Annotated in this window: 10 protein-coding genes; 7 read left to right on the forward strand and 3 right to left on the reverse strand. The window is 62.9% G+C overall.

Annotated elements, in window-relative coordinates; translation table 11 throughout:
- Window positions 1-73: 73 nt before the first annotated feature.
- Window positions 74-721, reverse strand: a complete 648-nt coding sequence (locus L8F45_RS18640; RefSeq protein WP_342359360.1) for a hypothetical protein — start codon at window positions 719-721, stop codon at window positions 74-76.
- 150 nt (window positions 722-871) lie between these two features.
- Here L8F45_RS18640 and L8F45_RS18645 point away from each other — a divergent pair, with 150 nt between their 5' ends.
- Together L8F45_RS18645 and L8F45_RS18650 are read left to right on the forward strand one after the other, a co-directional pair.
- On the forward strand, window positions 872-2,326 hold the full coding sequence (locus L8F45_RS18645; protein WP_342359361.1) for an O-antigen ligase family protein: 1,455 nt from the start codon (window positions 872-874) through the stop codon (window positions 2,324-2,326).
- Window positions 2,327-2,472: 146 nt separating this feature from the next.
- Window positions 2,473-3,312 (forward strand): metallophosphoesterase, encoded by an 840-nt coding sequence (locus L8F45_RS18650; RefSeq protein ID WP_342359362.1) that lies wholly within the window; start codon window positions 2,473-2,475, stop codon window positions 3,310-3,312.
- A 12-nt stretch (window positions 3,313-3,324) separates the two neighbouring features.
- Here L8F45_RS18650 and L8F45_RS18655 read toward each other — a convergent pair whose 3' ends face one another.
- Together L8F45_RS18655 and L8F45_RS18660 are read right to left on the reverse strand one after the other, a co-directional pair.
- Window positions 3,325-4,617: a hypothetical protein gene (locus L8F45_RS18655; RefSeq protein WP_342359363.1), complete on the reverse strand. Its 1,293-nt coding sequence runs from the start codon at window positions 4,615-4,617 to the stop codon at window positions 3,325-3,327.
- Window positions 4,617-4,880, reverse strand: coding sequence for a spike base protein, RCAP_Rcc01079 family (locus L8F45_RS18660; protein WP_342359364.1), 264 nt, complete (start codon window positions 4,878-4,880; stop codon window positions 4,617-4,619). The genes L8F45_RS18655 and L8F45_RS18660 overlap by 1 nt, the downstream gene beginning before the upstream one ends.
- A 374-nt stretch (window positions 4,881-5,254) precedes the next feature.
- On the opposite strand from L8F45_RS18660, the gene L8F45_RS18665 reads away from it, so the two are divergent.
- From L8F45_RS18665 to L8F45_RS18685, 5 genes are all read left to right on the forward strand, one after another.
- Window positions 5,255-7,273, forward strand: a complete 2,019-nt coding sequence (locus L8F45_RS18665) for a family 16 glycosylhydrolase (protein ID WP_342359365.1) — start codon at window positions 5,255-5,257, stop codon at window positions 7,271-7,273.
- Window positions 7,274-7,545: 272 nt separating this feature from the next.
- Window positions 7,546-8,931, forward strand: coding sequence for an exopolysaccharide biosynthesis polyprenyl glycosylphosphotransferase (locus L8F45_RS18670; protein WP_342359366.1), 1,386 nt, complete (start codon window positions 7,546-7,548; stop codon window positions 8,929-8,931).
- A 153-nt stretch (window positions 8,932-9,084) separates the two neighbouring features.
- On the forward strand, window positions 9,085-10,248 hold the full coding sequence (locus tag L8F45_RS18675; RefSeq protein ID WP_342359367.1) for a glycosyltransferase family 4 protein: 1,164 nt from the start codon (window positions 9,085-9,087) through the stop codon (window positions 10,246-10,248).
- Between the two features lie 157 nt (window positions 10,249-10,405).
- Entirely contained in the window at window positions 10,406-12,319 is a 1,914-nt protein-coding gene (locus L8F45_RS18680; protein WP_342359368.1) for a heparin lyase I family protein, read from the forward strand.
- A 182-nt stretch (window positions 12,320-12,501) separates the two neighbouring features.
- Complete coding sequence (locus L8F45_RS18685) at window positions 12,502-13,770, forward strand: acyltransferase family protein (protein WP_342359369.1); 1,269 nt, start codon at window positions 12,502-12,504, stop codon at window positions 13,768-13,770.
- Window positions 13,771-13,780: the final 10 nt, after the last annotated feature.

A 13,780-nucleotide genomic window follows, 5' to 3' on the forward strand; every position in this document is an offset into this window, starting at 1 on the left:
GCGAATTCCCGCCCGTTTACGCCTTTGCCATCAAGCTGCGACAGTTTTACTGCGATGAGCGAGTTTACTGCGATTAGCGAGACGGGCTGATCGAATTTGAAATGACGTTGTTTGTTGTCGAATTTGTGGTCGACAGCGTCAACGAATTGGAACCCGTGCTGAAAGTGAAGCCGGAATTCGTGAAGGAAGAGGTCAGCGAAGAGCCGAAAACGTTGCGCGCCGTCGACGTGAAGGTCGCTGACGATCCGATGCCCGCGCCGCCAAGACTGCCGCCGCCGACGCCGCCCTGGGCGATCGAGGCCGTCCGCACATCGCCCACCGTCGCCCTGAAGGCGGCCGTGACGCCGTCGCTGTTCGCGGCGAGCACCGCATCCTGAATCGCCTGCGCGGCCTGGGCATCGGTTCTGACGCATGCTGCGGCAGCCTGGGCAAGACCCGTGCCAAGCGCGCTGAGCTGCTCCGAGGTCGCGCCGGAACGCGTTCCAAGCAGCGCCTGCGCCGCCGACGGATCGGTGGCGGCGAGATTGCGGATCGCGGACACCAGAGCGGCGCCAGACGCGTTGTTTTCGAATATCTTGGCCGGCGCGGCCTTGAGACCCGCGGCCGCTTCGGGCGTCATCGGCGACGGCGTGACGCAGGCGGCGAAGGCCGGCGAAAAAGAGATGATCGCGGCCGCGATCGCACACCCGCGAGGCAGAAGCTTACGCAGCAGATCAGACACGGCCCACCAGCCTTAAATTTACGCTAAGTTAATCTAACATGTCGGCTATTGCGTCGCAATGTCATGTCATCGACACGGTTACCGGCGCAGCCGCGCAACGCGATTCGGCCGGAGCCGGCGGCGCGATGGGGTGGGGGAATAGTCGGCCGCATGGCGACGCCGCTTGCAGATGCTGAGGCGAAGACGCCGCGGACGGAGCTTCGCGAGGAACAGGCGGTCCTCGGACGGCCGGAATCGCCGATCGCCAGGCTCAGACGCGCCATATTCCGGTTTTCACATGGCGTTGCGCTTACGGTGGCGGCTCTCGCGCCGCTGCCCTTTGGCTCAGTCGAACTGGGCTGGATCGCGCTCTGGTGTCTGCTGCTGGGGCTCAGCCTCACGCTCGCATCCATTGGCGAGATCGATGCGACGACCCGCCGCACGCTCATCGCCGTCCTGCTCGTTTTTGCGGTCTTTGGCGCGACCGTCGCCCTGCAGCTTTCAGATGCGGTCGCTCCGGACCCGATCTGGAGCGAGGCGACTCGCCTTCTCGGGCGCGAACTGAAACCAATCGCGTCGGCCAGCGCGTGGGCGCCCGTGATCGCGATGGGGGCGCCGCTGCTGTTCGTGCTGGCCTTCTGCCGATTCGCCCTCCTTGGCGGGAGCTCGCAGAGCGCCGAATTGACCCTTCGCGTCGTCGCATGGTCCGGCCTCATCTACGTCGTCTACAGTTCGCTCGCCCTGCTGATCGATCCGACCGCGCTTCTGTGGCGCGACAAGCCCGCCTATCTCGGCAATCTGACCGGGACCTTCATCAATCGAAACACGGCCGCGACCTATTTCGGATCGGTTGCGATCATCTGGTTCATGCGTCTCGCCTCCGCGGCGCGGCGCGGCTCCTCAAGCCGCCTGTCACCCTCGGAGCGGCTCTGGTTGCTGCTCAGCGGTCGCGATCTGCATCTGGCGCGACTCGGCGCCGCCTTTCTGATCAGTCTCGGCGGCGTGGCGGCGACGGGATCGCGGGCCGGATTCGTGTTCACGATCATCTGCCTCGCCATCGCCGCGGCGATCTATGGACGCGTCGACTTCTCGCTGTGGCGTCGGCGGTTCTGGTCATGGCTGGCGGCCGCCATCGCGATTTTTGCGCTGTTTGAATTGCTCGGAGGCGTAGTCGCGAGCCGCGTCTTCCTTCTCGGCCTCAATGATGAGGGACGGTTCAACGTCTATGCCGCTTCCATCGGACTGATTCGCGATCATCCGTGGCTCGGCGTCGGGCTCGGCAATTTCGATGTCGTGTTTCCGGCCGTGAGGCCTCCGGACATCCTGATCTCGGGCGTCTGGGATCGCGCCCACAGCACGCCGCTCGAATTTGTGATCGAGATGGGATTGCCGCTCACTGCGCTGGTCGGCGGTCTGTGGCTCCTGATTCTCGCGCGCCTTGCAAGGGCGAGCCTCAGGACCCGCTCGTCAACCATGATCGCCGGCTTTGCCGCGACGCTGCTTGGCTGCCTCCACTCCTCCGTTGATTTCTCGCTGCAAATACCGGGCTACGCCGTTGCTTTTGCAGCGATCGCGGGAACGGCGACAGCGCAGGCCGGCAGGCTGCTGCGCGACGCGCGCGAATGAGTCGGCGCCGAAATCATTTCTGGAATGTTTCCGATTCGGCGTGCGCCCCATCGCCGCATCGCCACACCGGGAGACTCGAAGACATCTGCGTCATGCGCCATATTCTTGACACAGCCCCAGAGACATTCGCGCCGAGCTGAGAAACGATGGAACGGATCATCAAGTGGCTGACGCGGCGGCCGCGCGCACTTGATGCGCGCGTCAATCCGCGCAACCCGCTCTCGACTCTCCCCGACGATCTTCGCATTCACGCGATCGGCGATATTCATGGATGCGCCGATCTTCTCGCGCGCCATCACGCCGCGATCGATCGCGGCGCGGCCGAACGCCCCAAGGGGCGCATCATCGAGGTCGTGCTGGGCGACATGATCGATCGCGGCCCGGATTCGCGCGGCGTCATCGATCAACTGATCGAACGTTCGCGCTGGCGCGAAATCGTGACGCTCCGCGGCAATCATGAAAATATGTTGCTGCGGTTTCTCTCCGATCCGACGACGCTCAATGAATGGATTCGGTTCGGGGGACTCGAGACGCTGCTTTCCTATGGCGTCACGCCGGCGCCGACGCTCGACGCCGACGGCATGGTCGAAACGGCGCGGCGCGCGCACGCGGCGATCCCCGCCGAGCATGTGCGCTTCCTTCAGAACACCTTGCCGATCTGGAGTTGCGCGGATTTTGTGTTCGTTCATGCCGGGCTGCGGCCGGGCCGTTCGCTCGTGGAGCAGGACGAGCATGATCTCCTCGAAATCAGGCAGCCCTTCCTTCAGCACACGGGATGGTTCGGCGCCTATGTCGTGCATGGCCACACGCCCGTCGCTGATATCGACATTCGCCGGAACCGGATGAATCTCGACACCGGCGCCTTCGCAACGGGCCGCCTGTCCGGCGTCGCGCTCGAAAGGGATCGCCTGTTCAGCCTGCGAACCAATTCGCCGCAGGCGGCCGCCCCGCCGCCCGAATCCGCGCTCGCCGATTCGGGCGACTGAGTCGCGCACTTCTTACGACAGCCTGTAGACGGCGCAGGCGCCGTAGTCGGCCTGTGCTCCCGCCGCGCCCGCTCCTTGCAGGCACATATGATAGTGCGTCGTCTGCGTCGCGAGCCAGAGCTGCATGTTGACGCCCGCAACCATGGATTGATTGAAGGCCGCCGGCGGCGTGTTGACCGAACCGTTCGCCGCGCTCGACGCGGCGAAGGCCGCGCCTGACGTCGTCGCATCCGCAAGCGTATTCGTGACGGAGAGATAGGTTGCGCCGACCGTCGTCGAAAAGCCCTGATAGATGCGGTTATCCTGACCGGTCTGCCGCGTCAGCCTGAGATTTCCTGACGCGAAGGAATAGGCTGAGCCGCCATACACGGACCAGTTCGCGATTCCGCTGCTGAAATCGCCATTGCTCAAGAGGTTCGTCTTGCTGAATCGCGCGCCGGTCGGGCCGACGCCGAAGCTGATCGTGCGCGTGATGGTGGGCGCCACGACGCCGGTGAAGCGATGATAGAGCTTCGATCGCGTCGCCGTGTTGGTGAATTGCGCGCGGCTGTATCCGCTTTGCGCCTTCGCGTTCGCCACCGCGCGGATGAAGCGGCCGTTCACGGGATTGCGGATCGTGACGTCGTCATGCTGCAGAAGAATCGCGCGGCCGGTCTGCAGCGGAATCGTCCAGCCCTCGGCGTTGAGATCCGCCTCCGTATAGCCGTTCGCCGATCCGTCGCCGGCGATCAGCATGCTGACGAAGGCGTCGGTGAAGCTTAGCGACGAGGAGAAAGGCGTGGTCTCGCTCAGCGAGCCGTCAGGATTGACGGTGAGGCTGTAGCTCGCGATCGACGCGGTGTTGCCCGCCGACCAGGTGATCGTCGAACTGTGCTGGATCGAGAAGCAGGTCCCGGTCTGCGCCTGCGTGGGATCAATCGACGCGCCGTTCGCCAGCACGAGATTGGCGCTCGTCGCCTCGCCGCCGTGATAGGAGCCGGCGTAGATTCCGCCATAGTTGAAGGCGACATCCTGCGAACCGACGTCATAGCTGAACCAGAAATCAGGGCTCGCGGGATTGCCCGCGGCATTGTTCAGCCATCCGGCGCCGCCAAGCCGCCAGGCCTGAAAGGGCGCGCCGACCGACGCCGCGGGCGTGGACGAATCACCATTGTTGTTGCGGATGAAGCGATAGACCATCGCCCCGCCGATCACAGGCGCGACCACGAAGAATTCGTTGGCCGAGGAGGGAACCAGCCGTTGGACCGCGACGCTGGCGCGAACGCCGAAGCGCGCGAGGCCGGAGAGACCGCCGACGCCGACCATCAGCAATATCCCCTGAGGCCGGTCGCCGTGGTGCCGGTCGCGAGCACCCGCATGACGCGCCAGTCGAGGACGTCGCCGGTAAAGACCGGCTCGACGGTCTGAAGGCCGCTCGTCCAGACCACCGCCAGATTTCCGGCGGCGCCTGTGATCCTGATCTGGCGGGTGACGTAAGGCAAATCCGCGCCGTCCGCGGGCGTGATGGCGAAGCCAACGGCGAGGGGGGAGGACAGGCCGGGGGAATGGGCTGAGAAGGGATCAGGCATTGCAGCGCTCCATATAAGGTAAATAATCCTACCAAGGAATTTGATCCTTGTCAAATGACATGGTGCAAAAGTCGCGCGACGCCGCGAATGGTCACGATGTCTTCATTATAATCCGGAGAATGACTCGGATGATGCCGACGGATGCGTCGCAACGAGGCGGCTTCCGGCGCGTCTTCTCCGTCAAGACGGCGAACAGGCGCGCGCAGCAGATCAAACCTGGATCGAAATGGAAGCTATCCGTTCGGCTACAGAGTCTGTGCTCATTCTCGGAGGGCTCGGCGCTCCGAGAGTAAGTACTGATCCTAACGCGACTGATTCAGTCAATCTCTCCAATATGGGCCCTTGCTGCGCCCGCACGCGGACAGGAATGATGCATGGCGATTGATCCGAAGAATCTCGCAGGCACTGCGAAGCTGACTTTCTCTGACGAGTTCAACAGCTTCAAGCTGTGGGATGGAACGAGCGGGCTCGACACGCGTCCCGCTTTCGCCATGTCAGGCACATGGGCGGACCAGGGCTTCGCATGGTCGGGCGCAAGTGACACCTGGTATGTTCAGCCGAACAATCTCGGCGCGGCGTCGAATCCCTTTTCGGTGAACAACGGCGTCCTCACCATCACCGCGTCGCGATCGGCGACAACGTTTTCCGATCCCAAGGGGACCTACGAATACACTTCGGGCGTCATCACCACGGCCCATGAATTCGCGCAGACCTACGGCTATTTCGAAATCCGCGCCAAGACCTCCGACGCGCCGGGCACATTGCCGGCTTTCTGGCTGTTGCCGGCCGATGGAAGCTGGCCGCCGGAACTCGACGTGATGGAGATTTCGGGGTCGCAGCCGACAACGCTGCTGAACACGGCGCACAGCGCGAGGAGCGGCGCCTACAAGATCGATTCCTCGCACTTCTTCACCGCCGACACGACGACGATCGCCAATGCATCCGCGGGCTTCCACACCTACGGCGTCGATTGGGAAGCAGACAAGATCGCCTGGTATTACGATGGGCAGAAGGTGTTCGAGACGGCGACGCCGTCCGACATGAACAAGCCGATGTATCTCGTCGCCAATCTCAATGTCGGCGGCAAGATCGAAGGCCATCCCGACGCCAGCCAGCCTTTCTCGGCGAGCTACCAGATCGACTATATCAGGGCTTACACCAAGCAGACGAATGTCGCCGCTCCGGTGATCACGTCGAACGGCGGCCTTGCGACGGCGAAAATCAGCCTCTCCGAAAACAACGCCGCCGTGACCACTGTTGTCGCGACCGACGCCGACGGCCAGCGCCCGACCTATTCGATCGCCGGCGGCGTCGACGCCGCCCTGTTCGCGATCGACGCGACAAGCGGCAAGCTCATCTTCAAATCGGCGCCTGACCATGAAGCGCCGCGCGATTCAGGACATGACAATGTCTACAATGTCGTCGTGCGCGCGAGCGACGGCATTCACAACGATGATCAGGCGATCGCCGTCTCGGTTCTCGACGTGAACGACAATGCGCCTGTGATCACGTCGAACGGCGGCGGCGCGAAGGCGAAGATCACCGTGTCCGACCATGTCGCCAGCGTGACCACGATGGCGGCGAGCGACGCCGACGGCGATCATCCGATCTTCTCGATCTCCGGCGGCCTCGATGCGTCGCTCTTCACGATCGATCCGCTGACCGGCGCGCTGAAATTCAAGGCGGCGCCGAACTATGCGACCCCGACGGATTCCGGCGGCGACAATATCTATGACGTGACCGTGCGCGCGAGCGACGGCGCCCATCACGACGATCAGGCGATCTCGGTCTCGGTTTCGAGCGTCAACAAGGCTCCGATCGCATACGCGAGCGGAACCGAGACGATTTCCCATTACGACGCCAAAGGAGGCGCGAAAGGCGCCGAGACGATCGCCAGCGCAGTGCGGACGGACGGCGACAAGACCGTTCAGGAATTCTCCAGCGGCGGACATCTCAAATCGGCCGACGTGGTGACGGACAAGAACGGCAAGGAGATCGCGGAGCATTACGACAGCGCCTGGAATTTCAGCGGCTCCGACGTCATCACTTTCGGAACCAAGATCACCGCCGAGCACTACGACGCGCAATGGAAACTGGCCTCGTCCGACGTGTTCTCGATGCAGAACGGCAAGGCGGTGGAGGAGCATTACGACGCGTTATGGAATTTCACCGGCGCGGATGTGGGCAGCTTCAAAAACGGCAAGGCCGTCGAAGAGCATTATGACAGCCATTGGCGCCTCACCGGCGCTGATGTGACCACGCAGAGCGCCGACAAGTCAGTGGTCGAGCACTATGACGCGGCCTGGAAGCTGGCCTCGATCGACGTGACCACGACGCCGCACCACGATGTCGCGCAGAATCCGATGGCGGACTGGCTGCTCGGGTTGGGCTGAACGCCCGCCGGACTCGCTCGCCGTCAGTTGCATAGTGAAACCGGCCGCGGGACAAATCGCCGCGGCCTCCCCTGCCCGGCGCGTGGGAACGGTCTCAAGGCCAAAATCGCCGGCTCAGCATCGATCGGATCCGTTACAATCTTAACGACCCTGTTAACTCCCCCTTGTTGCTGTGCAGCAGCGCGGCTATTAACGCACAGTTAACTGAGTGGCCTATGCCTGCTGTATCCGACAAAGGGCTGACCGTTGGTCAATGGGCCCGTCGAGCCTGGGTGAGCTACGACGCCGTCGGAGCCGCGATGTCGGCTGTCGATTTCGTTCTGATCCTCATGGCCGCCGAGATCGGAAGCTGGTTCTATCACAGCGTCGTCTCCGATCTTTCGCGTGATCCCTATCAATATGCGGCGATCGGCCTCGTGGCCGCGGCGCTCATCATTCCGCTGTCGCATGTGCGCGGCGTCTATCAGCCGCCGAAGATCAGGGATTTCACCGGGCAGGTGGTTTCGCTGCTGCTGGTGTGGGGCGGCAGCGTCGCGCTGCTCACGATCTGCGCGTTCGCGCTCAAGGTCGGCTCCCAGTTCTCGCGTGGCGGCACGCTGACCTTCGCCGCGCTGACGCTCCTGTCGCTCGCCGGCAACCGGCTTTTCTGGAAGCGTTATCTCGATCGCGGCCTCAGCGCCGGCGCGCTGGCGCCGCGACGCGTTGGCGTGATCACCGACGGTTCGCGCTTCGCAAGGAACGAACTGCCCGACCTGCTGCGCCGGTGCGGTTTCGAGATCGCCGAGGAGATGCTCCTCGATAATGTCAGCGACGGGCGGCGCGCCGCGGCGCGGCAGGCGGCCGAGCAGGCCGTCGCGCATTTCCGCGGCGCGCGCATCGACGAGATCATCGTCGCGACCTCATGGCGGCGTATGCCCTTCGTGATGCAGATGGAGCGCGGCCTGCGGGGACTGCCTCTGCCGGTGCGCTTCGTAATGGAGCCCGCGATCTCCGAGATCGCCAGCCGCCCGAAGCGCAGCATCGGCGATCTCTTGTCGCTCGAGATGCAGGCGGCGCCCATGAGCGTGCGCGAGCAGATGCTCAAGCGCGGGCTCGACATCGCCATCGCCTCGTTCGCGCTGCTGCTGCTGGCGCCGCTGCTGGTGATCGTCGCCCTGGCGATCAAGCTCGACAGCCCGGGACCGGCGCTGTTCCTGCAAATCCGGCGCGGCTTCAACAACCAGCCGTTCCAGATCATCAAGTTCCGCAGCATGTCGGTGATGGAGAATGGCGCGACCATCGCCCAGGCGAAGCGGCAGGATCCGCGCGTGACCCGCGTCGGCAAATGGATCCGGCGCACCAGCATCGACGAATTGCCGCAACTCTGGAACGTGCTGCGCGGCGAGATGTCGCTGGTCGGTCCCCGCCCGCACGCGGCCGCCCATGACAGCTTCTACGAGCGGGAGCTCGGCGGCTACGCCTTCCGCCAGCATGTGCTGCCGGGCCTGACCGGCTGGGCGCAGGTCAATGGCAGCCGCGGCGAGACGCCGACCATGGAAAGCATGGCGCGCCGCGTCGAGCTCGACACCTGGTATGTGAACAACCGCAGCATCTTCCTCGACATCAAGATCCTGTTCCTGACCGTCATCCAGGCCGTCAGCTCCAGGAACGCCTACTGATCCCGGCCTGATCGCCGGCCGCGCCGCGATGCGCACGCCCGGCCTTTCGGCGTTTCCTCACCAATTGCGATTTGCGCCTGTCGCGCGATCCGCGCATTGAACGCGCGAGCGTGAAATGCGGCGATTAAATGCGCGCGCTCATGGAAAGGCGTGATGGTCGAGGTTTGCCTGTTCACGAAATCCTGGCGATCCGGCGCGGCCTGGGTGGCGCAGCAGCTTGCGCAAGGGCTGGCGGAAGCCGGCGCGCACGTGACTTTCATCTCGCCCATGGCGGACCCGGCGACCCGCGAGCCGAAGCATGAGCGCGTCGTCAGGATCTTCACCCCGCGCGAACTCGTCGACGCCGGCAGCGGCCGCGCCGCGCGGATCGCCGCGACGCTGAAGCGCATCGGCAGAGGCGCCGCAGCTCTCATCGCGCAGAGGTTAAAGGCGAGAAACTATATCTTCAGCATCCCGGAGCCGCTGCCCTTCACGTTGCCGCTGTTCGCGCTTCTCAGGCTGACCGGCGCGCGGATCATCTTCATCGTGCATGACGCCATCCCCAACCACGCCTGGCGGTTCGGCTCTCGCCTCGGAGCCATCGAGCGATGGGGGCATCGGCTTTCCTATCTCCTCGCCTCAAGGCTCGTGGTGATGACGCCGCAGCTTAAGCAAACGCTCACCAAGACTTTCAGAATCGCGCCTGAAAAGATCGCCGTCATTCCGCACGGACCCTTCATCCTCAATTCCGTCCCGCCTCTCCCCGGCCGCGGCGCGCTGCTGCAATTCGGCGCGATCCGGCGCAACAAGAGCGTCGCGGACGTGATCAAGGCGGTGCTGCTGGCGCGCAAGAGCGACCCCCAGCTCTCGCTCGTCATCGCCGGCCAGCCGCACGCCTTCGAGCGCGACTATTGGGACGAATGCAAAGCGCTGATCGCGCAGGACCCCGATGGCTTCATGCTTAAGATCGGCTTTATTCCCGATGAGGAGCTTCCGGCGCTTCTCGCCGGGATCGACGCTTTCGTCCTCGCCTATCGCGAATTCGACTCGCAAAGCGGCGTCGGAGTTCTCGCGGCGCTCAATGCGCGGCCGGTGATCGGCACGATGTCCGGCGGCCTCAGCGAACTGTTCGCTGAAGGCATGTGCGGCGAACTCATCGCCGAACCCGTCACGCCTCAGGCGATCGCCGATGCGATCCTGTTGTTTCGCCGCCGCCCGGTCGAGGAGTGGCGGGAGACAAGCGCAGCCGGCGCCGAAAGGATGCGCGCGGCGTCATCATGGACGTCGATCGGCGCCGCCTATCTCGCATTGATAAACAATCAACCATCCGCAACGTAAGGCGCGGCTGCGATTCCGATTTCGAGTTAGCCGCGATTCACCGGCTCTAAACGGAAATTTGCAAGGCGTTAAAACGCGCGCGGGAAAGCAAGTCTCTGACTTAAATTGATACGCACGGCTGTCCGCTATGGCTCTGTCATACGGGTGGGGCCGCAAAATGAATTTTCTCGACGACAAGCTCTATGTCCAGAATGTCGGACAGTCCTGGAGCTACAACACGACAGATGCTGTCAGCCGCTTCGAAGTGAAAGCCGGCGACTATCTCGCCGGCGACGGCGCGACGAGAGAGCGATCGGAGATCGCGACCTCGGACAAGTTCGAGTTCGGCAAGACCTATAACATCTCGTTCAGCATGATGATCGAGCCCGGCGCGAAGAACACCGGCGACTGGATGACGCTGCTCCAGATTCAATCAACCTTCGACAAGGGTGAGGCGGGCCACAGTCCTGCTTTCGCGCTCGAAATGGTCGGCGAGAAAATGCGCATCGTCACGCGCGATTCGAGCGCTGCGATTTCAACGGCCGCCGACATCACCTATACCCAGCAATATACCGACAAGACCAACATCACGCGCGGCGAGTGGTACGACTTCAAGATCACGGTGAAGCTTGATCCGTTCGGCGGCGGCTCGCTCGATGTCTGGCGCGACGGCGTTCTGCTCTGCTCCTACAAGGGCGCGCTCGGATTCAACGATGTCGTCGGCTCCTATTTCAAGGAAGGCGTGTACCGGGAAGCGTCCGACGAGACATACGCGGTCAATTTCAAGAATATGAACGTGTCGCTCGCGGGCGCCAACGACTATGCGCCCGTCATCACGTCGGACGGCGGCGGCGCCAAGGCCGCTGTGACCGTCAGCGAGAACACAAGCGCCGTCACGACGGTGCAGGCGACCGACAAGGACGGCAATGCGCTGACCTATTCCATCGCCGGCGGCGCGGACGCGTCGCTTTTCGCGATCGACGCCTCGACCGGCAAGCTGACCTTCAAGGCTGCGCCCGATTATGAAGCGCCGCAGGATTCAGGACATGACAATGTCTATGACGTGACGGTGCGCGCGAGCGACGGCGTCCATGTCACGGATCAGGCGATCGCAATCACTGTCGCCAACGCCAATGACTGCGCGCCCGTGATCACGACGAATGGCGGCGGCGCCAAGGCTGCGGTCTCGATCGCCGAGAACGGCGTGGCGGTGACCACGGTCCACGCCACCGACGGCGACGGCGATGCGATCGCCTATTCGATCTCGGGCGGCGCGGACGCTTCGCTTTTCGTCATCGACGCCAAGACCGGAGCGCTCTCCTTCAAGGCCGCGCCCGACTATGAGGCGCCGAAAGATGTCGGCGGCGACAATATCTACGATGTCATCGTGCGCGCGAGCGACGGCTCGCATCTCACGGATCAGGCGCTCGCGATCTCTGTCACTGACGTCAAGGAAACGAGCGCACTCGCCGCATCGACATCAGCGCTGTCGACAGCGAGCGCGCTGTCGGTCTCGACAAGCTCCATGCTTTCGAGCTCGACCGACAAGTACGACGCCAAATGGAAACTCGTCTCGACGGACAAGGATGTGGCCGTCACGCGGCAGGACGGAGGCAAAGCCGTCGAGGAGCATTACGGCGCCAATGGCAAGCTGACATCCGCCACGGTCTCGTTCGACCAGAACGGCAAGGATGTGATCGAACATTACGACGCCAACTGGAAGCTCGCGAATGTCGACGTCGTCACCTATGGCGCGAAGACGGTGACCGAACATTACGACGCCAACTGGAAGCTGGCCTCGATCGACGTCTTTTTCCTGCAGAACGGCAAGGCGGTCGAAGAGCATTACAACGCGCAGTGGAAATTCACCGGCGCGGATGTCGGCACGGTGTCGAACGGCAAGGCCGTCGAGCAGCACTATGACGCGAACTGGCACGAGACCGGCGACGACGTCTTTTATGTGAAGGGCGACAAATATGTCACCGAGCATTACGACGCCGGCTGGAAATTCGCTTCGGCCGAGATGACCAGTCTCGCCCATATGCATGCCGTAGCGGCGCATGATCCGCTGACCGGCTGGCTGGTGGGCTGAAGAACGCAATCCACGCGCGAACTGTAGAACCTCTGTTGGGTCTCGACCGCCTGTCGGGCGGCCGAGACGTTCACTGTGAGCAAAATGACAGCGGCCTGAGCTCTTGCAGCGCACAATCGAGTTGCGCATAATTCCGGCGCGGTCAGAGATCGCGTCGGGACGGCCTGGATTGTTTCTCGCCTATGCTTTCTTTTTTTAATCGCGGCCGATCCTTCGGAGAGATTCTGGACGCGAATAAAGGCGCCGGACCCGGATTCGATCTTCTTCGCCTCGGCCTCGCCGTCGCGATCCTTCTCAGCCACACCTCAGGCATTACCGGAAACCGGGGATTTCTCTCAGGTCTTCTCGCGTCGCTCTTTCAGTTGCCCGTCGATGTCTCCAATTCGTTCGGCGCCAACGCGCCGGGCGCCGAACTCTACGCGGTCGACGCGCCGGTGCGCGGGCTTGCGCGCCCCTATTCCCTGTCGCTCGTTCCCATGTTTTTCGCGCTCAGCGGCTTTCTGGTGACGGGCAGCGCGCTGCGCACGCGCAACGCTTTCAAATTCATCGGCTTGCGCGCTCTGCGAATCGTGCCGGCGCTCTTCGTTGAAGTCGTGCTGTCGGCCTTCATCCTCGGCGCGGTCTTCACCACCCTGCCGCTGCGCGAGTATTTTTCCGATCCGGGCTTCTTCCGATATTTCGGCAACATCATCGGGCACGTCACTTTCGTCCTGCCGGGCGTCTTCGAACACACCAGCCAGTCGAAGAACGTAAATTCGAACCTGTGGACGCTTCCTTTCGAATTCGACTGCTACGCAGTCATTTTCGGATTGATCCTGACAGGGCTTCTCTACAAGCGCGTGCTCTTCACTGTGGCGTTCGCGGTCGCGACTGTTGCGCTTCTCATCGCCAACAGCGTCTGGGGATATCACGCCACGCTTGGCACCCTCCCCGGCGTCGCGATGGTCTATTTCTTCTTCAGCGGCGTGCTGTTCTTTCTCTGGCGCTACGAAATCCGATACAATCTGTTGTTCGCCGGCCTCGCCATCGTCATCTGCTATCCGCTGATGATGTCGAACCGCACGGTCTACATCTATCCGATCTTCCTGACCTACATCACGATGTTCATTGGCCTGACGGCCTTCCCGAGGATTCGCTTTCTGCAGAGCGGCGACTATTCCTACGGCATCTATCTCTACGGATATCCGGTCATTCAGGCGATCGTCGCCACCGCGCCTGCGCTGAAATACAATCTCGCGATCACGGCGCCTCTCGCCGTCGGGATCACCTTCGCGTTCTCGATCGCGTCATGGCATCTGGTCGAGAAGCATTTCCTCAAACTGAAGGTCTATCTGTCGCCGCGTTCGGCCGAGATTTCCAAGCTTCTTCATCCTGACATCCGCATCGAGCCGTCGGAGGCGTCGCGATCGCCGGAAGGCGCCCTTCGCGGCGAGCCGGTCAAAAGCGGCTGACGCGCGTCAG

The organism is Terrirubrum flagellatum, from assembly GCF_022059845.1.
Lineage (GTDB): Bacteria > Pseudomonadota > Alphaproteobacteria > Rhizobiales > Beijerinckiaceae > Terrirubrum > Terrirubrum flagellatum.